Origin of the sequence: Dryocola baronae (genome assembly GCF_051297175.1) — a bacterium.
In the GTDB taxonomy this organism is placed as follows: Bacteria; Pseudomonadota; Gammaproteobacteria; order Enterobacterales; family Enterobacteriaceae; genus Dryocola.
Genome location: NZ_JBINNY010000001.1, coordinates 1,133,824 through 1,154,763 on the forward strand (window position 1 = coordinate 1,133,824; position 20,940 = coordinate 1,154,763).

A 20,940-nucleotide genomic window follows, 5' to 3' on the forward strand; every position below is an offset into this window, starting at 1 on the left:
CATTAATAATAGAACCTAGATAGGGTTGTCATAAATTATCTGTTTCATGAATGATAAATTTATTTCCTCATCAGCGATTTGCTGGTTAAATTTTGTTATGAAGATTATTGTTATTGTATTTATGTATATTTAGCGGCGCTAAAATTCTTTTTGTGAATATTTGTGCTGGGGTTTTATTTAAGTTTTTTCTTTCTTAAGTTGATGATTTTATTGTTTTTATGCATTGCTTCATATATGGGTTATATTGCGGGGTTACCTTTTTTCTAAATATGAATTTATTATTAAATGGACACTAAATGAGTAATTCCCTATCCTCTGCAAATAATCCATCAAGCTATCTATTTTAATATTACGGTGCGTTAATCATGAGTAATACTCAGCATAAACTCAGCAAATCCCGTCCTCCACGGGTGCAAATCACCTATGACGTTGAAGCCGGTGGTGCGGAAACTAAAAAAGAATTACCTCTGGTAATGGGGGTTATCGGTGATTTTGCAAAAGATAATGCCGCATTACGCGATCGCCGTTTTACCCACATTGATAAAGACAACTTTAATAATGTTATGGCCGGGATGAATCCTTCCGTAGAAATTCTGGTCGATAGCGCGCTTCCTGAAAAAGAAGGCAAGCTGTCGGTGGCTTTGCAATTTAATTCCATCGAAGACTTTTCTCCTGAAAATGTCGCCATGCAGGTGGAACCGCTTCGAAAACTTCTTGAATTACGTGAACAACTTAGCGATTTACGTAACCGTACAGCCAGTAACGATCGTTTAAAAGAGCAGCTGGTTGAACTGCTCGAAAGCCAAAAAAACATCGACCCTACGGAGGGGGATAAGGAATGAGTGATATTCAGGTATTGAATACTTCTCCGGCGGCTGAGCACGCCAATGATTATCTCGATCAGATCATTGATAACACCCAGGCAATCCGTCGTGAATCAGACCGCAGCAAGGTGAAGCAGCAGCTGGATAATTTACTTTCCGAAGTGGCTTCCGGCGCGGTGATTGTCAGCAACGACCTGGTTGGCAGCATTGAAGCCCGTATTGCGGCGATCGACGAACTGTTATCTGCTCAGGTGAGCAACATTATTCAGGCTCCAGAATTCCAGCGCATGGAGTCTTCCTGGCGCGGTCTGCATAAACTGGTGCAGAGTAGCGTAACGGAAAACACGAAGGTGCGCGTTTTCAACTGTACGAAAAAAGAGCTGATTCGCGATTTCAAATCGGCTTCCGACTTCGACCAGTCCGCTTTGTTTAAGAGCATCTATGAAAGTGAATATGGCACCTTCGGTGGCGATCCGTATTCTGCTTTTGTGGGTGATTTTGAATTCGATGCGATGCCGGAAGATATTCAACTGTTGGAACAAATTTCCCACGTTGCCGCAGCCGCACACGCGCCTTTCCTGAGCGCCGCTAATCCTGGCATGTTCGCGATGGGCACCTTCTCTGAAATGCCTCGTCCACGCGATCTCGGCAAGCTGTTCGACACGTCAGATTACGCGCGTTGGAAATCCTTCCGCCAGAGCGATGATTCCCGTTATGTCGGGCTGACGCTGCCTCGCGTCATTGGCCGCCTGCCTTACGGCACCAAAACCGTGCCCGTTGAGACATTTAATTTTGAAGAACACATCAGCGAAACCAACGACGGTGCTAGCTATTTGTGGGTCAACGCCGCCTATGAGCTGGCTGGCCGTATGGTCGAAGCCTTTGAAGAGCACGGCTGGTGTGCCGCTATTCGCGGGGTAGAAGGCGGTGGCCTGGTGAAATCCCTGCCGACCTATAACTACGTTTCGCAGACCGGCGAAAAAATCATGCAGTGCCCAACGGAAGTGGCCATTTCAGATCGTCGCGAAAAAGAGCTGGCGGATTTAGGCTTTATTCCTTTGGTCTATTGTAAAGGCACAGATTACGCCGCCTTCTTTGCGGTGCAGTCGGTGAATAAGCCGCGTAAATATGATTCAGAACTGGCGAACGCCAACGCCAGATTATCCAGCCAGCTGCAATACATTATGACCACCTCACGCTTTGCGCATTATCTGAAATCTATCGTGCGCGATAAGGTGGGCAGCTTTATGTCCAGATCCGAATGCCAGGACTTCCTGCAACGCTGGATTAACCAATATGTAGTGGGTTCCGATAACGTCGGTGCGCATATCAAAGCGAGCCACCCGTTACGTGAAGCAACCGTTGAAGTTGTGGATGTACCGGGCAGCCCAGGTAGCTATCGAGCAGTGGCTTACTTAAAACCTCATTTCCAGCTTGAAGGTCTCAGTATGTCCCTGCGCCTGGTAGCGGAACTCCCTGCATCTACCGGTGCGTAATATCATTTATAAGGAAATTTAACATGGCTAGTGCTGCTAATCTGTTTATGCAAATTGAAGGTATTAAAGGCTGCGTAAGCGACAAGAAATATGATGGCTGGATTGCTATTAATAACGCGAATAACGGCGTTTATAGCACGGCGCGAATCAATAATGGCTCCGGCCAGTTGAACAGCGATGGGGTGAATTTTGATTCCGTTTCTTTCTCTAAAGAAATGGATGCCACGTCAACTGACCTGGTAAACATGGTAGCTCAGGGCACCAATATCAAAAAAATCATCATCGCGATGAATGTTAAGACCGAAGATAAAGACCATGAAATGGTTCGCTGGACTTATGAAAACTGCATTCTGACCAGCCATTCTATTTCCGCACAGAGCGCGGGCGAAATTCCTTTCGAAAGCATGAGTTTTGTATTCAGCACCATTCGCTTCGAAACGCAAATGATCGATGCGGGCGCCAGCCTAAGAAATACGGCCCAGTGGGCTGGAACCTTACCGAAAACACCAAGCTGTAATTGTTCCGAAAGTAATTCAACAGTGTGCAATTTTGCACACTGTTTTTTGAGGCGCAGAGATGGAAACTCTATTGCAACGGCTATCTGATGATAATCCTAAAAATCAGGACGATCGCTCAGAGGCTGAAGACAAAAGCAGCAGGCTTGTAGAAGAGGTTCTGATGCTTTTGTCTTCACGTCCCCGAAGCCATCACGCTGAAGCTATCCCCGTTATAAATGAATCGATAATTAATTACGGCGTGTGCGATGTATTTGCCAGCGACACGCCGCGCCTTGAGCGTAACGCCATCATGCAACGGCGCATACGGCTCGCATTGCAACGCTTTGAGCCACGGCTGCGAAATGTTGATGTTATTCCCGGCGATGAACAGGGCAGCCAGTGCTTTTTTCTTATTGAAGCCGATACCGATGATGGCAGGGTGCGCTACCGCCTGATGTGGGACGACGTCATTAGCCAATTTACCCTGCGCGATTAAAAGCATTATTTATGTTGGCGAAAAAATTAATTTCTTATTATCAGAACGAACTCGCTTATCTGAAAACCCAGGGAAAGGCATTTGCGCGTTATTTTCCGAAGGTAGCAAGACGTTTGGGGATGTCCGAAGGCGTCTCTGAAGATCCGCATATCGAGCGGGTTATCGAATCCTTCGCGCTGGTCACCGCTCAAATCCAGATGCGCCTGGACGAAGATATGCCGGAGGTCACGGATGCGCTCCTGACCGTGCTTGCCCCCCAGCTGCTGCGGCCTTTTCCGTCCGTTTGCATCGTGCAAATGTCCCCGGACAGCAAAATCAGTGCGCTGACGGCCAGTAACCTGATCGAGGCGGGCACGTCTTTGTATTCCCGCCCGGTAAATGGCCAGGTCTGTCGTTTTCGCACGGTTTATCCGGTCACGCTGCAGCCGGTAAATCTTCATGCCGCAAGCCTGCATCTTGACGATGACTCGCTCAACTGGAACCTGAAAATCCAGCTTTCCGTGTGGGCCGGGGCGACGCTTTCGGCCCGTTCGCTCAGGATCTATCTCAGCGGCAGCAGCGCTATCGCCAATATTCTTTACACCTTGCTGTGCTGCGAGGTGCAGTCGCTTTCCCTGCTACAGGGCGATATGCGACACAGGCTCTCGCCACAGGGTATTAATGCCGTCGGCTTTGCCGAAGGTGAAAATCTGCTGAGCGGCGATTCGCGCATGCCGCCGACGCACAGCCTCTTACAGGACTTTTTTTTCTTCCCGCAGAAGTTTCATTTTATCGATATGCCGCTGCCGGAAGGGTTTGTGGCGGGCAGTCAAAGCGATCTTACGCTGCTGGTGACGTTCAACCGCTGCGCCATGTCGCGGCGGCTGGAAAGTATCGCCAGCATGATCGGCGAACACATCTTTCTGCTGAACTGCACGCCCGCCGTGAATCTGTTTCCGCACCGCGCCGAGCCAATTTCACCCGACAGTGAAAACGCGGAATACCCGGTTATCCCGGATATTCGTTATCAAAATTCCATGGAGGTGTGGTCGGTCGATACCGTAACGGCGATGCACAAGCAGGGCAATGATACCTTCCCGCGCCCCATTTACCCGCTGTTCGGGCTGGACCATTCGGCGCATGACGGGGAGCCTGGCCTTTTCTGGCAGTGCATGCGTCGCGAAACCAGCGTCAACGGCGGCTCGGTTTCGCAGCTGTTTATCGCCTTTTCGGATCGGGGGGAAAGCCCGCTGGTGCCGAAAAGCGACATCGTCAGCCTGAACCTGACCTGCACCAATCGTGATATTCCCGCCAGCATGAGCAACGGCGATCCTGCGGGCGATTTCGAGTCCGAGCTGCCGATTGCCGGGATGAAAATCGCCGCGCTGACCCGCCCGACGCTCCCCGTCAGGCCGCCGGTTAAGCAGGCCGCCCGCTGGCGTTTAATCTCCCAGCTCTCGCTCAACCATATGCTGATCGGCGGGCCGGAGGGCGTGCGGGTACTAAAGGAAACGCTGGCGCTCTACAACTTCAACGACAATCCGACCATCAGCCGCCTGATCAACCTGATTCTGCGGGTGGAGTGCAGCCCGGTGGTCACGCGCCTGGTGCCACAGGATCCGCGCTCGATGGCGCGGGGCATTGAAATCCGTATGACCTTCGCCGACGAAGCCGCCGAAGAGGTGGAGTATTTCCTGCTGTGCCGCTTTATGGACTGTTTCCTGGCGCTGTATGCGCCGGTAAACAGCTTCACCCGCGTCGTCACCGGCGTTGAGGGGCGGGAAGAAATGACGCGCGTCTGGCCGGTTCGCGCCGGGAGGCTGTCATGGATTTAACCAAAGTGCTGAGCCCGTACAACTTCTTCCAGCAGGTGCGCCTTATGCTGCGCGGCCTGTCGAAAAAGCACGGCATCTCCCAGCAGCAGGCGATTGAAGAAAAGCTGCGCTTTGTCTCCCCGCTTTCGATGGATGCGCCGCACGGCGAGGTCGGGCCGATTGAGTCGATCGAAGAAACGATCGATGAAGCGAACGGTGTAGCGCAGGAAAAGCTACAGGTTGAGGTCGCGGCGCACGGGCTGACCGGCGCGCTCGGCGCGCTGCCCGCGGTGTACACCGAATGGATGATCGAGCGCTATTACCGCTATGGCGACAAAACCGCCAAAGCCTTCCTCGATATCTTTAACCATCGCCTGCACAGCCTGCGCTACCTCGCCTGGCAGAAATATCACTATTACGCCATGGCGGAATCCTCCGAGGCGCGCCCCTTAAGCCTGGCTATCCGCTCGCTGACCGGGGTGGCGCACAGCGTGCCGTCGCTGCGGGAAGAAAGGTTCGCCGAGCTATTTGCCCATTCCGTTCGTTCGCTTCTCAACCTGGAAACCTGGCTTAAGCACAGCTTCAGCGTTCCCGCGAAGGTCACGCCGTTTACCGGAGAGTGGCGCACGATGGAGCCTGGATTATGTTGCTGCCTCGGCCATTCAGCCCAAACGCTGGGGGATGCGCCGATGCTTGGCAGCGTGTACTGGGACCTGCAGTCGCACTTTACGGTCACGCTTGGCCCGGTTGCCATGCACGATGCCAGCCTGTTTTTACCGCAGGGAAAGCACTACGAAAGCCTGTGGTCGCACATCCGTGACTACGTCGGCATCGGGCTGGATTTTGATATCGATCTGCTGATTGAGAAGAAGGCTGACGCGGCGGTTCAGCTTGGCAAAGGGCAGCTCGGGCTGGATATCTGTCTCGGACACGCGCCGACGGCAGGTCTGCACACCATTCGTTTACCCGCACGTCGGGAAGGAAAATAACTATGTCAGTTACCCTGGGCCAGGACAGCCGTTTTATTCGCTTTGTCGGTGACGCCGCGAACGCTCTGACGCTAATGAGTCTTCGCGGTGAGGAAAGGTTTTCAGCAACCTATCGTTACGAGATTAAATTTCGCAGCAGGTTAACGTCGGCGCAGATGGATCGGTACTTCGCGAAAGAAGTTGCCTGTGAAATAGGGCGCGGAACGCACAAACGCTTTATTCACGGGGTGCTGACAAATATCCATGAAGAGAATAATTCTGACGAAATAAGCACCTTCACCGGCGTTCTTGAGCCGCGTATGGCTTTGCTGGGGCTGGGCCGCAATCTGGCGGTATTCCAGAATATCAGCGTGCCCGACCTGGTCTGCAAACTCCTGCGTCAGCAGAATATCAACAATATCGACCTGCGCCTGCGGGCCAGCTATCTGCCCCGTGAATACTGCATTCAGTATCGCGAGTCCGACTTTGACTTTATAAGTCGGCTGCTGGAGCAGGAAGGCATCTACTACTTCTTTATGCACGATGCGGGGCAACATACGCTGGTGCTGGCCGACCATCCTTCCAGCCATCAGGCTGGCTCCCCGGCCACGCTGCCGTTTATCCCGCAGGCCGGTCGCCGGGACGGCGCGGGCATCTCAAGCTGGACGGCTCACTCGACGCTTGCGGCATCTTCCGTGCTGCTAAAAGGCTTCAACATTGAGCAGGCCGCCGCCGTTGAGGGGAAATCAAAGGCCGTTGCGGCCGACTACGCCGTGGAAGGGATTGGCTATGTTGACGCGCACGGCAACGAAAAGCGCGACCAGCTCGAGGCGCAGGCCAGGCTCAAAATGGAACAGCTTGAGGCCGACAACCAGCAGTTTATGGCACAGGCCGGGGCGTTCTGGCTCGGCTGCGGCATAAAGTTTAGCCTGAGCGATCACCCTTCCAGCGGCGGCGATTACCGCATCAAAGCCGTTGGCCTGCATGCTGCCAGCAGTATCGACGGCGACGAGCCGGACGTCGACTGCTCGTTTACGGTGCTAAAAGACAGCGTGTCGTGGCGTCCGCCGCAGCAGACCCCCCAGCCTGAAATCGCCGGAATTTTAACCGCCACCGTCGTCGGGCCTAAGTCAGAAGAGATCCATACCGACGAGTACGGCCGCATCAAAATCCAGTTCCCGTGGGATGGTGAAAACAAGCACGACGACGGCAGCTCCTGCTGGGTGCGCGTTTCGCAGCCGTGGACGGGCGGGCGCTTTGGCGTGATGTTCCTGCCGCGCGTCGGCAGCGAGGTTATCGTCAGCTTCGTGCACGGCAATCCGGATTATCCGCTGGTCACCGGCACGGTCTTTAACGGCCAAAACAAGCCGCCTTTAAGCCTGCCGGGTGAAAAAAACCACAGCGGCATCGTTTCCCGCAGCTCGCTCGACGGCAGCGTCGAAGAGGGCCACCAGCTGCGCTTCGACGATAAAAAAGGCGAAGAGAAGCTTTCCATCACCTCGCAACGAGACCTGCTGCTGACGGTGAAAAACGACGTCATTACCGACATCGCGAAAAAAGTGACGGAAACCATCGGGGAAGACCGCGTCACGGAAATCACCAAAGGCAAAGAAATGCTGACGCTAAAACAGGGGGACCGCATTTTAACCCTCGAGCAGGGTAGCCATTCCACCTCGCTAAAGCAGGGCGACTACAAGCTTGATATCAAAGGCAGCCTGCAAACCACGCTGAACGGCGGCGATAGCCAGTTAAAAATCAGCGGCGGCGGCAGCACGGTCAAGGCCGACAAAGCCTGCGTGATTGAGTCGACCCAAAGTATCGAGCTTAAGGTCGGCAGCAGCAAAATTTCTATCTCACCGGCGGGCATCACGATAAGCGGCACCACCGTCAAAATCGAAGGCAAAGGCACGGCAGAACTCAAAGGCGCCATGGTCACTGTTCAGGGTAGCGGTATGACCCAGATCAAGGGCGGCGTCACCATGATTGGCTAAGGACAGCGACGATGAAAGAAAAACTCATGACGCCGCAGGGTATGGCGCAGCTCAGCGCCGCGCACAGCGGATATGAAAATGCCCAAACCCTGCTGGCAGCGCAGCAGTGGGAAGATGCGCTGGCCTGCCTGGTGCTGGAATCCCCACCGAAACAGACCCTGGGCTGGCTACTGCAACAGATCCTGAAGGCGGGAACCTCGAGCGAAGCAGAACGCCTGTGTGCCGACGATATCGGCCGGTGGATCGGCAGTTCTGATGAGGCGCTGCGCCGGGATATTTTCCGCCAGGCCGAGGCGCTGGGGTTTGACACGCCGCTCGGCGCGCTCGGGCTGGCGGCCTTCTGGATGCAGGGCAGCATGACGCCCGACGAGTTCGAGGCCGTCTATCCCGAACCCCATCTTGCGCCGCTGATGCTGCACTGCGCGATGAAGCTGCTGAGCGTTTCCCTTGCCGGTGACGGCGCGCCGCACGCGGGTGCGCAAGCGCTCTTTGCCGAATGGTCTGCCGCGAGAGGGACACACTGATGGGCCAGCCAGCAGCTCGCGTAGGCGACATGCACGTTTGCCCGATGGTCACGCCGGGTTTACCGCCGATCCCGCACGTTGGCGGGCCGGTGACGACGCCTGCCACACCCACCGTATTAATTGGCGGTATGCCCGCCGCCGCCATGGGCTCGATGGCCGTCTGCGTTGGGCCGCCGGACACGGTGATCAAAGGCAGTGCAACCGTGCTCATCGGCGGCAAACCTGCTGCCCGCATGGGGGACAGCACGGCCCACGGCGGCACCATCGTTGTCGGTTGCCCGACGGTTTTAATTTCTTAGGATTTCCGGCATGAAAATAGATTTTCACCTTCTGCTTGCCCCGGTCAGCGACGCTGAGCCTGGCGGGCGAAACATGGAATATGAGCAGGTTTTTGACGATATTCGCCAGGCGCGTGAAAGCGATCCGGACTACCTGCCGCAGGGGGAGTGGGCGACGGAACTGCGCAGGGCCGATTGGGGAAAAGTCGTGCGGCTCAGCGCCCAGGTGCTCACCCGCGACAGTAAAGATTTTCAGATAGCCTGCTGGCTTACCGAGGGGCTAAGCCATCAGCACGGCATACAGGGCCTGCTCGCGGGCGTGAAATACCTCGCCTCATTCAGCGAGATTTACTGGCAAACCGGCTGGCCCGAGCTTGACGAGGATGGCGCAATTATCCGCCACAGCATCCTCAATCGTCTGGATCGCCAGCTGGCGCTGCTGCTGAATTTTTATCAGCTCGCCGGGCAGCCGGAAAGCACGCTGGATTACTGGCAGAAAGTGCTGGCCTACGAACACAAAATTGCCATGAAGCCGGACAGCGCGGCCGACCGCGACAGCGACGGCGACTTCTCCATGGAAACCTTCGGCCGCCGGGCCGCCGCGTTCGATCCGCATAAGCTTGCGCAGCAGAACGAAGCGCTGAGCGAGCTGATCCAGGCGCTGCAAACGTTTGAAACAGACTATGCGCGGCTCAACCCGCAGGCGGAATCCTACGCGCTGGGCCAGACCCTGGGCGCGCTTGGGGAGATGCAGGAATTCATGAAACGCCTGTTCGATCGCGCCGCACCGGACTATGACGACGTCATGACGCTTAATGTCCTGATCCCCGGCGAAGAAGAGCAGGGCGCAGAAACGGGAGTGCTGAATACAATGACCCAGAAACAGGGAATGTCGCGGGATCTGGCGATCAGCCAAATGCTGACCATTGCCCACTTTTTCCGCCAAACCGAGCCTTCGAGCCCGGTGCCGTTCCTGATGGAGCGCGCGGCCCGCTGGGCCGGAATGACGCTGACCGAATGGCTGGAAGAAATGCTGGACGACGACAGCAGCATGCGGTCGATCAACAGCGTGCTGAAAGGGCAGGGCAGATCATGATCGTAAAGATCGGTCTTCGCGGCCTGATGCTGAGCGTTTTGCTCCTGACCGGCTGCCAGTCAACGGAAAATCAGGACCGGCAGAAGGCCGAGGATGCGGTTAGCGCACCGTTTGCGGCCGGGGCCATCACCCTGCAGCTGCGCGCCGAGCCTGGCCTGAACACCGTAAACGGTTTACCCAATAGCTGCACCGTGCTTGTCGTGCAGTCGAGGGACCGCGCCACCCTGAATAAAATCCTGAGCAACCCCGTCACGCTGAAAAGCCTGTTTGCAGGCGCGGGGGCAGACGCGGGTGGCGATGGCGACGTACTGCAGGTGGACCGCTACGCGATAATGCCGGGGCAGATCAACACGCTGCACATCGACCGCGTGCTCAACACGCGCAGCGTGGGCTTTGTGGCGGGCTATTATCCGTTCCCGACCAAGGCCCACATGATAAGTCGCGACGTCCCGGTGAAAAGCGAAAGCAGCGGCTGGTGGAGCCCCGTGTGGCAGGCGTCCCTTGCGCCGCTTAACCTCGCCGTCACGCTGGGAAGCGAAGGTATCGTTAATGCCGAACTGCCTCCTGAAAAAACGTCAGCGACGGAAAGCGCGCCAGAGCCTGCCGCCGTGGAGGACAAAAAATAATGTACAGCGAACAACAGCAGGTTTACTGGCATTCGGGTTTGTACCTCCAGCCTCAGCATTTTCAGTCGCTCGACCTGCACAACGAATGGCATCAGGCGCAGCATCTGCGGCTGGCGCAGCCGTTTAACCACGGCCTTATCGACGTTTCTATCAATCAGGCGGCGCTAAGCGACTACGTGGTCAGCATCGAGCAGATTCGCCTAATCATGCCGGGCGGCACGCTGCTTGCGCTGCCGGGCAACTGCCGCATCGAAAAACGAAACTTCCGCGAGATGTGGAAACAGCGCGATCGGCCCCTGACCGTGTGGCTGGCGTTACGCCGCTTCGACCCGCAGCACAGCAACGTTGCCACGCTCGACAAAGATCAGGATCGCGCGGCGACCCGTTGGGTTAACACCGGCGAAGATCGCGTCATGAAGGATATCTATGACCACGCGCCCGACGCGCCGGTTGCACGCCTTTGCTACAACGTGCGCCTGCTGGCGGGGGCGGAAAAGGACGAGGCCGTCGACTGCGAATGTCTGCCCCTGGCGCGTCTGCGCTACGAAAACGAGCAGGTGATTCTCGACCCGACGTTTTCGCCGCCGGCGGTGACGCTGTTTGGCTCAGCCAGCCTGCATAAGCTCATCGACACGATTTATTTCGACCTTAGCGCCAGGGCCCGCAAGCTTGAAGAGTACAAACGTTCTGAACGGCTGGTGAACGACGCCGACCGGGGCGATCGCGTCACCCAGCTTCTGGCGATGCGTTCCCTGAACCGCGTCCTGCCGCTGCTGAAAAACTGGTCGCTTGCCAGGCAGATTCACCCCTGGCAGGTTTATAACCAGCTCTGCCAGCTGGTCGGCGAGCTTTCATCCTTCAACGACTCCTGCACTTTTGAAGGGGTATGGCGCGACGGCGAGGACTCCCTCCAGCCTTACGACCACCACCGCCTGCTGGACTGCTTTGAAAGCGCCCGCAAAACGCTGGTGGCGCTGCTCAACGGCCTGGTGCTGGAAGACAACACCTACATCACCCTCGAAAACAATCTGCACGGTATCTACTCCGGCAGCTTCGACAGCGCCCAAAGCCTGAATGCGCAAACCGTTCTGCTGCTGCTGCGCTCGGCCAATATGCCGATGGAAAACAGACAGTTGAAGAAGATAAGCGCTATGAAGCTGGCCTCGCCAAAACATATCGAAGCGCTTATCCAGCATGCCCTGCCGGGTATTCCCGTCACCTGGTGTCGCCAGCCGCCGCGCGGCGTGCCTAACCGCACGGACTCCCATTATTTCGAGGTTGAGCGCGACAGCGACCTGTGGGCCAGGGCGGCCAAAGAAAACAAAGTGGCGTTCTACTGGCCCGATATGCCCGACGATCTGCAGGTGCAGCTGATTTTTGTGGTGCCGTCATGATGAGTTTACTGAACTGCTATTTACCGGTGTTTCGCTTTATTACCGACTTTTTCCTCCATCCCGAAGAGCATCTGGATTACGGCATCTTTCGCGAGCAGAGCACGGCGCTATTGCAGCAGGCGCTGCTCGAATCGGAATTACATCACGATAAGCAGGAGTGCGACGAAGCGTATTTCGCCGTCGTTCTCTGGCTGGACGAGCGCGTTTTATGTTCCAGCGCCGAATGGGTGAAAAACTGGCGGGCCGACCTTTTGCAAAGCCACTGTTTTAATATTTCCGTAGGCGGGGAAGCCTTTTTTATCCATCTTGATGAAATTGATAAAGCCAACGTTCAGCTGCGGATGGTGTATCTATTTTGTCTGCTGATGGGTTTTCACGGCAAATATTCCGGGCAGGACGTGCAGCTCTTGCAACAGCGCATTGACGACGAACGGCAGTGCCTGCCGGAAGAGTGGCGGCAGTGGCCAAATAATGCGGCATTGGTTGAGCAGGAGGGGCGCTATCCCTTTGGCAAACAGCGGCCTCGCAAAGCGTTACGCCACAGAAAATGGCTGCTTCTTTCGCTGCCGCTCTTTCTGTATTTGCTGACGTTGGCGGCAGGTTTTGGGATATTTACCGGGTAAATAAAATGTTTAAAAAACTCCTGTCATTTGCCTGCTGGGCATTATTGCTCTGCATGCTGTTCGCTCTCTGCGTCATATTTACTTTCGTGACCGAAAAATCGCTTATCATCGCGCCCGTTATGTGGGTTGGGTTAATAATCGCTATCCTGCTGGCGCGTTTTTTATGGGTCAGTATTTCCGCCATCCTGCACGGGAAAACCTTCGCGGCGTTACGCAAACGGCTGAAAATGTCGCGCATGGAATACGTTTTATCGGAACACTGGAAGGCCGGTGCCTCGGTAATAAAACGTATTCGCCGACAAAAACAGCCTTTGCCGTGGTTCGTTCTGACCGGCGGGCGCAGCGGCAAAACGACGCTGATGGCCGGTGCCGGGCTGCCGCTGTTCTCCAACGAGCCGGAAAGCAGCGTGGTGGTGCCGACCCGCACCCTGCGCTGGTGGTTCTTCCGCTCGGCAGGATTTCTCGATCTTTCCAGCCTGTTCCTGAGCAAAACGCCCGCCTTCGAACGGGGCTGGCTGCGCCTCGTCAACTGGTGCGGGCGCATTCCCGCTCCGGCTGGAATCGTCGTCTGCGTGCCCGCGTCGGCGCTGATGGAAGACAACGGTGTCGATCTTCATCTGCACGCCCGCCATATTCGCACCCAGATTGAACCCCTTATTAAGAAGGTGAAATGCCGCCTGCCGGTCTACCTGTTTATCACCTGCAGCGACACGCTTCCCGGCTTTAGCCTGTGGGCCAACAGGCTTTCCCCGGCGCAGCGGCAGCAGGCGCTCGGCTATTACTGGCCCGTGCCGCCGGTCGTCGACGGCAAAGATCCGGCGTTTCTTCACCCGCTGTTTAACTGCGTAAAAGACGGGCTGGATAAAGTTCGGGTAAGCATGCTTTCCGGCGGAGAGCCTAATGCGCAAACCCTGGCTCTGCTGGATTTCCCGGAGCGGCTGCCGCAGCTGCGCCACGGCCTGCAGCGCTACCTGGCGGCGCTGTGCGAGCCTGACGTCTACTTTGAGCCCGCGACGCTTGGCGGCGTCTGGTTCACCGCGACCGAACCCGTCAGCAAAAACAGCGCGGCCCGGCAGGCGTTTTTCTTGCACGATTTAATGACCCGCCTGCTGCCCGATTTGAGCCGCCAGCGTGAAGCGATCCCCATCGGTTTCGGGCGGCGTTTTCTGCAGCAATGGGGCGGCATCACCGCCTCCGCGCTGGCGATTGCGGCGCTTCTGGCCTCGGGCATTTATAGCCATAAACTGCTTACCGGCGACGTGCGGACTATGGATGTCGAGGCCAAAGTGCAGCAGCTAAAAGCGATTGAAGCGTGGCACGAAACGCCGCTGCGCTATCTGGCCTACGTTCCCGCGCTGCTGCATCGGCAGGGGCGCCTGGAAACCAGCATTTTAGCGTCGACGCCGCGTCAGGCGGTCAATCCGCCGGCGGTGAACGCGCTCTATCAGCAGCAGTTTGCGCAGGCGACGGCAGAAGGCAGGCGCGAGATGATTCTGGCGCTCGCGCACGCAATCATGACCAAACGGGCGATGCTGGACGGAACGCCTGTGAGCGAACTCGTAAAACATGAGGCGGAACCCGACCTGCTCAGCATGACCGGGGCGATCAATCATCTGACGCGCGAACACAGCCTCGTGCTGCAACGCACGCTGTTGCAGCAGCCTGGCGGCCAGGAGCAGCTCCACTCTCTGCGCCAGCTTCTGGTTAACCTTGTGAACCGCGACCCGCAGGCCGACTGGTTATCCGCGCCTTATGAAGCGCTGCCAGCGGTGCACATAAGCGATTTCCAGCCGTTATCCAGCAGCGAGGCATCGCTTGACGGCCTGTGGACTCTGCAGGGCACCGCGCAAATGCGGCGCTGGCTGGCGGATATCCGCAGCGCGGCGGGTGCACGCGCCCGCCTGCCGGTACTGGACGCGGCGGAGCAGCGCTGGAATACCCTGCGCCAGACGCAGTGGATGTCGCTGATGCTGGCCTTTAACCGCGAGCAGGTCCCGGCCTTATCTTCCGGCCAGTGGCAGTCAGCCCTCATCGCCATCGACCAGGGGAACAGCCCGGCGATGAAGCTTGCCCGCTACGCCTATGAACAGCTGGCGGATATCAGCCGCGCGCAGGCTATGCCCTGGCTACGGGAGCTGCGTCAGCTGCATCGCCTCCAGGCTGCCCCGGCATCAGGCGGAATGATGCAGCGGGCAAGCCGACTGGATCAAAGCCTCAGACAGAAAGTGGCCGGTTTGCTCAGGCTCGACGTTAAAAACCTGCCGCCCGTGGTATCGGCGCTGGGTGTCAAAAACTGGAACGAATGGCGTAAGGGCGTACACAGCGCGGTCGCCGACGTCTTTGCCACGTCGCCGAGCAGCAACCGCCTGACCCGCGACCTGTTCCAGGCCGGAAGCAGCGCCGACGGCAACCCGCTGCAAATCCTTGATGGCCGCTTTAGCGCCCTGCGCAAAAGCATGTCGGACAGCGCCCGCGAAGACTACGCCGTCAATGCCGTCTGGTCGTTATATCAGTCCGATAACCGCTGGCTGGTGGCGCACGCCATGCAGCGCACCGGCTGCTGGCTCGAACAGCAGTGGCAAAGCCGCGTGCTGTGGCCGATGGAAAAAAACCTCGACCGCCTGAGCTACCCGGAACAGCAGGATCTTGCCTGGCAATACCTGACTGATTTCGTACGCGGCCCGGCGAAAAGCGCCTTAACGATGGGCGATAACGGGCCGGAGGCGGGCACGTTTGACGGGCAAACGGCCGGGTTAACCCCAGAGTTTCTGCGCATCGTTAACCACGTTTTGCATCCTGACGACGTGCTGGCGATGCCGGAGCGTGAGGATACGCGAAGTTCGGACACGCTAGCCCAGCTGAAAGAGGAGCAGGGCAGGCTGGAAAGCCAGCTTGCCGCCCTTGAGGCCAGGCCGCTGGAGCTAACGCTGACCAGCCAGCCCGCAACCATTCCCGGCGGCGCGCGCCTGATGCCGACGGGCACGCAGCTCGTGCTGTTTTGCGACGAGCAAAGCTGGGAGCTGAAAAGCATGAACTTCAGCGAGCAGAAGCCGTTCCGCTGGCGGCCGGGCCACTGTAGCCGGGTCAGCGTGAAAATTAACTTCCCCGGCTTTGACCTGAAATATGACTATTTCGGCGACGGCGCGTGGCCTGATTTTCTCAGCGACCTTGCCGACGGCGGGCATAGCTACGAGCAGGAGGATTTCCCGCAAGAGGCGGCGCAGCTGGCCGCGCTGGGCATCAAAAATATCCTGGTGCGCTACGAGGTAAGTTCCCCGGTTGCCGTGCATGACGCGTGGCGAAAATGGCGGACGCTGAACGACGCGCTGACCAGCAATGCCGACGCGCGGGACGAAACCAGCGAAAGAAAAGCGGAAAAATTGCGGCCAACGGGGCTGAAAAGCGGCTTCTCACAGCTACCGGCACATATCGCCGACTGCCGCTAACTCATCATGCCGTCAAAACATGAACAGGAACGATCATGAGCAACTACCTGAAGAAAATTGTTGAACTACTGAGCGCGGACGCTCGCGAATGCCTCGACACAGCGGTGAGCCTGGCCATCGGCCACACGCATCATGAAGTGGAGGTGGAACACCTGATTCTGGCGCTGGTCACCAAACAGCCGGGGCTGATTGAACAGCTAACGCTCAATGCCGGTTTACAGGGCGACAGGCTGGTCGAGGCGCTGAAAATCAGCCTTAGCCAGCAGCGCAGCGGCAATACGCGCAGTCCGGTGCTGGCCGAATCGCTGGTGGAGCATCTCGAAAAATCCTGGCTGCATGCCGGGACCTGCTGGCAGCAAACGCGCCTGCCGGTTCAGGCTTTTCTCGCAAGCCTTTTGGCGGACGAAAAAGAGGTTTCCTCACATTTTGCCCCGAAGCTCCAGCACGCGCTGCTTTGCGATTTGCAACGCGCCGAGCAGATATTGCGTGATGCCTGCACAACCTCTGCCGCCGCGCCTGCGCAGGCCCAGCATCATGCGGACTCCGCGCTGATGAAGTTCACCCGCAATCTGACCGCCGAAGCGCGTAACGGCACGCTCGACCCGGCGCTGGGGCGCGAATCTGAAATCCGCCAAATCATCGACGTCCTGCTGCGTCGTCGGCAGAACAACCCGGTCTTAACCGGCGAGCCGGGCGTTGGCAAAACGGCGCTGGTCGAAGGGCTGGCGCAGAGAATTGTTGAAGGAACGGTGCCGGATGCGCTGAAAAACATGGAAATCCTGTCGCTGGATATGGGCCTGTTACAGGCGGGAGCCAGCGTCAAAGGGGAGTTTGAAAATCGTCTGCAAACGCTGCTGCGCGAGGTGAAGGAATACCCGTCGCCGGTGATTCTGTTTATTGATGAAGCCCATACGCTGATTGGCGCGGGCGGGCAGGCGGGGCAGAACGATGCGGCTAACCTGCTGAAACCTGCGCTGGCGCGCGGCGAAATGCGCGTGGTCGCGGCCACGACCTGGGCGGAATATAAAAAATACTTCGAAAAAGACGCGGCGCTGGCGCGACGTTTCCAGGTTGTCAAAGTTGCCGAACCGGATGAGGAAACCGCTATCGCCATGCTGCGCTCCCTGAAGCCCGCGCTCGACAAGCATCATCAGGTGCTGACTCTGGAAAGCGCGCTGGTCGCCGCGGTGCGCCTTTCCAGCCGCTATATTTCCGGGCGGCAGCTGCCCGATAAATCCATCAGCCTGCTGGATACCGCCTGCGCCAGGGTTGCCGTTTCGCAGTGCCACGAGCCGAAGGAAATCGAAGACCTTAACGCTCTGCTGAGCAACATTTTGACCGAGCGGGACAGCCTGATTAAAGAGGCAGAGAATCCCGCCCGCCTGGCGTGGCTGGAACAGCGCGAAAGCGAGATCCGTCAGAGCCTCGCGACCTTGATGCCGGTGTGGAAAGCGCAGCAGGCGCTGGTGGCAAAAATCAACGGCACGCTGGACGTGGCCGCCGTGGCCTCGCTGCGCGCGGAGCTTGCCGAATTACATAAAGAACACGCGCTGGTCTATGACTGCGTGGACGCCACCTGCGTGGCGGACGTGATCGCGGGCTGGACCGGCATTCCGCTGGGCCGCATGATGGAAAAAGAGCAGCAGCAGCTGAGCGACCTGGTCGCCCGCCTCGAGGCGAGGATCGTCGGCCAGCCGCACGCGCTGGCGGAAATCGCCCAGCAAATTCGCATTGGCCGCGCCAACCTCAGCGATCCGGTTAAGCCTACCGGCGTCTTTATGCTGGCCGGGCCATCCGGCGTTGGCAAAACGGAAACCGCCCTCGCGCTTTCCGAGCTGCTGTACGGCGGCGAGCAGAGCCTCATCACCATCAACATGTCGGAATATCAGGAAGCCCATTCGGTTTCGGGGCTAAAAGGCTCGCCGCCGGGCTATGTCGGCTACGGCCAGGGCGGGGTGCTAACCGAAGCGGTGCGCCGTCGCCCGTACAGCGTGGTGCTGCTCGACGAGGTGGAAAAAGCGCATCCCGACGTGATGGAGATTTTCTATCAGGTCTTCGATAAAGGCTTTATGGAGGATTCCGAGGGGCAGGTAATTAACTTCCGTAACACGCTGATTATTCTCACCAGCAACCTGGCAAGCGACCTGATTATGGCGTCGTGCGAGGCGGGTGACGTAGACAGTAAAGCGCTGACCCAGCTTATCCGCCCGGAATTCGACCGCTTCTTCCGCCCGGCGCTAATGGGCCGCCTGCGTCTGATCCCCTACCTGCCGGTGGTGGGCGAAACGCTGGCGAAAATTATCCGCCTTAAGCTCAATAAGGTCTGTGAACGTTTTGCAAGCGTAGGCGCTGGATGCTCAACGCTTGCCTACAGCGACAGCATTGTGGAGTTTCTTGCCGGGCGCTGCCAGGTGGAACAGAGCGGCGCCCGCGACATTGACGCGGTAATCAACAGCGAGCTTCTGCCGCTGCTCACCGACAGGCTGCTGGCGCTGGAAGAAAAAGACGAGGTTCGTCTGCGCCTGACGGTGGCGAAAGGCCTGGTCAAATTAACCAAACAGCCGGCCAGCAAGCAGGCGAAGGACGAGCATGAAAGACCGCGTTAATCTAAACTCGCTGAAAATCAACGGGCACGATCCGCGCATGAGCAAATCGTTCCTGCTGTTGAGCAGCGAGCTTAGCCCGCTCAACGGAAGCCTGCCCGCGAACGTGGACTGGAAGATGCTGGAAGATAAATGCTACCGGCTGTTCTATGAATATGGCTATGACCTCCAAAGCGGCGTCTGGTTTTGCCTTATCAACCTGCGGCTGAAAAGCTGGAAGGGGCTGGCGCTGGCGCTGGATCTGCTGTCCACGGCGTTTACCCACAACGGCCAGCGCTGCTGGCCTCCGGCCTCGGCGGTACAGAAGCGGCAGTATCTTATCGACTGGTTCTGCGCCAACGTGGCAACGCATATCTACACCCTGGCGCACGGCCCGGAAGATAGCGGCGATATGCGGCAGGTCGAAAAGGGGATCGCCGTGCTGTGCGAGCAGGCGAAAGGCCTGCAGTCGCGCAGCCATGATTCCCTGATCAACCTGCTCTATTTTCTACAGGTGCGCTGCCGTTCGGCGCCTTATCCGCAGGTCAGGGCCGCGAAAGTCACGGCGGCGCGAACGCCTGCGGCTGAAAGTAAACTGCCCCGTCAGGCAGCTAAGCCTGAAACTCAGAATACTTCCGAGCCGGAGGTCAGCCTGCGGTCTGAGCCGAAACCGCGCCCGTATTTATGGGCGCTTTCCGGGCTTAGCGCGGGCGTGGCGCTTTGCGTGACGGCGTTTGGGCTGTGGTTCTACGTCCACTCCGCAAGCCTGAGCGAAAAACTCACCGCGCCGCTGGCGCGTTTACAGCAGAGCGAAAAGGAGCTGGATGCCGCATGGCACAATGCCGCTAAGCAAAAAATTGCCGCGAATAAAGCGAGCATCCTGCAGCGCACGGCTCCGGTACTTGAGGGGCTAGGCCAGCAGCTTACGGATTCACCGCTACGGCAGGGAAACTTGCTGGCCCAACGCCTGGAGCAGCATTTCCCCGGCAACCCGGTGAGCGGCCAATGGCAGCGAAGCCTGAAGGAAAAATCGGGCGGCATTCCGGCGCTGGACGGCATCATCAACGCGAATAAGCATCTCGACCAGCTCGAGGCCCGGTTGTTAAACGCGGAGAAGCGGCAAAGCCAGTATATGACCGTGTCCGAGCTTAAAACGGCGGTGTATCAGATTCGTCAGGATCTGCAAAGCAACGGCGTTGCGGCGGAAACGTTACTGTGGGAAATGCGGCGGCAGCGTGAGGCGGGAGGCGATATCGACCCCGTGCTGTTGAAGCAGGCGGCGATGCGCGTCGAGTCGCTAAATGCGAATCTGGTTTCTATTTCCGAGCGGTGAATTAAGGATTAACTGAGGCGATGAAATAAACGCCTCACGCCGCTTGGTTCGTTTTAATAATTATAAGCGGCTGAGAGCAATTGTATTCTATTAATCGTAATGCTGGTCGCGCTCGTTGGAAGCGCGCTGGCGTTCGTAATATTCATCCTCGGCGGTAATAATTTCATCGAGCAGCGAATCCATATCCACCTGTTTTTTCTCTTCAACGAACAGCCCGGTTAGCGGCGTTTCCGGGGTTAATTTCCCGTCCTCGTACAGCATCCAGATTTCTTTCGCGTAGCGCGTTTTCAACAGCTGCGGGGCAAACTGGCCGTAATAGGCGGTGATGTTATTCACATCGCGCTCAAACATGGATTCAGCATGGTTGTTCGCGGCGGCGTCGACGGCCTGCGGCAGGTCGATGATCACCGGGCCCTGCGCGTCGAGCAGCACGTTAAACTCCGACAAATCGCCGTGCACGAGGCCCGCGCACAGCATGCGCACGATATTGCGGATCATGGTGTGGAAATCCGCAACCGCCTGTTCTTCCGTCAGGGTGACGTCGCTAAGACGTGGCGCAACGCTGCCCTCGGCGTCGGTGACCAGCTCCATCAGCAGCACGCCGTCAATGCACATGTAAGGCTGCGGGACGCGCACCCCGGCGTTAGCCAGGCGGAACAAGGCTTCTACCTCCGCCATCTGCCAGGTTTCTTCCTGCTGCTTGCGGCCAAACTTAGAGCCTTTCTGCATCGCGCGGGTATTACGAGAGTTGCGGACTTTGCGTCCTTCCTGATACTGCACGGCCTGCTTAAAGCTGCGCTGTGTGGCTTCTTTGTAGACTTTAGCGCACTGGATCTGATCGCCGCATAGCACGGTGTAGACGTCCGCCTCCTTGCCGCTTTTCAGGCGCTGGAGCACGTCGTCAATCAGGCCGTCGTCGACCAAAGGTTGGATTCTGTTTGGAATTTTCATGCCGCTTTATACCTTATTTCAG

Annotated in this window: 17 protein-coding genes; 16 read left to right on the plus strand and 1 reads right to left on the minus strand. The window is 57.4% G+C overall.

Annotated features, from left to right (window positions below; genetic code table 11):
- Positions 1-365: 365 nt before the first annotated feature.
- The 16 genes from tssB to ACSPHG_RS05325 are packed head-to-tail and all read left to right on the plus strand — an operon-like array spanning position 366 to position 19,967.
- Positions 366-842 carry a type VI secretion system contractile sheath small subunit gene (tssB, locus tag ACSPHG_RS05250; protein WP_435952465.1) on the plus strand — a complete coding sequence of 159 codons (477 nt, stop codon included), beginning with the start codon at positions 366-368 and terminating at the stop codon, positions 840-842.
- Positions 839-2,320: a type VI secretion system contractile sheath large subunit gene (gene tssC, locus ACSPHG_RS05255; RefSeq protein ID WP_435952466.1), complete on the plus strand. Its 1,482-nt coding sequence runs from the start codon at positions 839-841 to the stop codon at positions 2,318-2,320. Before tssB ends, tssC begins: the two co-directional genes overlap by 4 nt.
- Before the next feature lie 23 nt (positions 2,321-2,343).
- A complete protein-coding gene (locus ACSPHG_RS05260; protein WP_435952467.1) occupies positions 2,344-2,925 on the plus strand; it encodes an Hcp family type VI secretion system effector in 582 nt (193 codons plus the stop codon).
- Entirely contained in the window at positions 2,897-3,313 is a 417-nt protein-coding gene (locus ACSPHG_RS05265) for a GPW/gp25 family protein (protein ID WP_435952468.1), read from the plus strand. Before ACSPHG_RS05260 ends, ACSPHG_RS05265 begins: the two co-directional genes overlap by 29 nt.
- Positions 3,314-3,324: 11 nt before the next feature.
- Complete coding sequence (gene tssF / locus ACSPHG_RS05270) at positions 3,325-5,127, plus strand: type VI secretion system baseplate subunit TssF (RefSeq protein WP_435952469.1); 1,803 nt, start codon at positions 3,325-3,327, stop codon at positions 5,125-5,127.
- On the plus strand, positions 5,118-6,095 hold the full coding sequence (gene tssG / locus ACSPHG_RS05275; RefSeq protein ID WP_435952470.1) for a type VI secretion system baseplate subunit TssG: 978 nt from the start codon (positions 5,118-5,120) through the stop codon (positions 6,093-6,095). The genes tssF and tssG overlap by 10 nt, the downstream gene beginning before the upstream one ends.
- Positions 6,096-6,097: 2 nt before the next feature.
- A complete protein-coding gene (locus ACSPHG_RS05280) occupies positions 6,098-8,065 on the plus strand; it encodes a type VI secretion system Vgr family protein (RefSeq protein ID WP_435952471.1) in 1,968 nt (655 codons plus the stop codon).
- A gap of 11 nt (positions 8,066-8,076) precedes the next feature.
- Complete coding sequence (locus ACSPHG_RS05285; protein ID WP_435952472.1) at positions 8,077-8,589, plus strand: DUF6931 family protein; 513 nt, start codon at positions 8,077-8,079, stop codon at positions 8,587-8,589.
- Entirely contained in the window at positions 8,589-8,888 is a 300-nt protein-coding gene (locus tag ACSPHG_RS05290) for a PAAR domain-containing protein (protein WP_435952473.1), read from the plus strand. The genes ACSPHG_RS05285 and ACSPHG_RS05290 overlap by 1 nt, the downstream gene beginning before the upstream one ends.
- Before the next feature lie 10 nt (positions 8,889-8,898).
- Positions 8,899-9,963, plus strand: coding sequence for a type VI secretion system protein TssA (gene tssA / locus ACSPHG_RS05295; RefSeq protein WP_435952474.1), 1,065 nt, complete (start codon positions 8,899-8,901; stop codon positions 9,961-9,963).
- Positions 9,960-10,589, plus strand: a complete 630-nt coding sequence (locus tag ACSPHG_RS05300; protein ID WP_435952475.1) for a type VI secretion lipoprotein TssJ — start codon at positions 9,960-9,962, stop codon at positions 10,587-10,589. Before tssA ends, ACSPHG_RS05300 begins: the two co-directional genes overlap by 4 nt.
- Complete coding sequence (tssK, locus tag ACSPHG_RS05305; protein ID WP_435952476.1) at positions 10,589-11,983, plus strand: type VI secretion system baseplate subunit TssK; 1,395 nt, start codon at positions 10,589-10,591, stop codon at positions 11,981-11,983. Before ACSPHG_RS05300 ends, tssK begins: the two co-directional genes overlap by 1 nt.
- Positions 11,980-12,606 (plus strand): DotU family type IV/VI secretion system protein, encoded by a 627-nt coding sequence (locus ACSPHG_RS05310; protein ID WP_435952477.1) that lies wholly within the window; start codon positions 11,980-11,982, stop codon positions 12,604-12,606. Before tssK ends, ACSPHG_RS05310 begins: the two co-directional genes overlap by 4 nt.
- Positions 12,607-12,611: 5 nt before the next feature.
- On the plus strand, positions 12,612-16,052 hold the full coding sequence (locus ACSPHG_RS05315; RefSeq protein ID WP_435952478.1) for a type VI secretion system protein: 3,441 nt from the start codon (positions 12,612-12,614) through the stop codon (positions 16,050-16,052).
- Positions 16,053-16,087: 35 nt separating this feature from the next.
- The gene (gene tssH, locus ACSPHG_RS05320; RefSeq protein ID WP_435952479.1) at positions 16,088-18,658 is read left to right on the plus strand and encodes a type VI secretion system ATPase TssH; all 2,571 of its coding nucleotides are present in this window, start codon (positions 16,088-16,090) and stop codon (positions 18,656-18,658) included.
- Positions 18,642-19,967 carry a VasL domain-containing protein gene (locus tag ACSPHG_RS05325; protein WP_435952480.1) on the plus strand — a complete coding sequence of 442 codons (1,326 nt, stop codon included), beginning with the start codon at positions 18,642-18,644 and terminating at the stop codon, positions 19,965-19,967. The genes tssH and ACSPHG_RS05325 overlap by 17 nt, the downstream gene beginning before the upstream one ends.
- Before the next feature lie 90 nt (positions 19,968-20,057).
- On the opposite strand, the gene ACSPHG_RS05330 is transcribed toward ACSPHG_RS05325, so the two are convergent.
- Complete coding sequence (locus ACSPHG_RS05330) at positions 20,058-20,918, minus strand: PA4780 family RIO1-like protein kinase (protein WP_435952481.1); 861 nt, start codon at positions 20,916-20,918, stop codon at positions 20,058-20,060.
- Positions 20,919-20,940 lie beyond the last annotated feature (22 nt).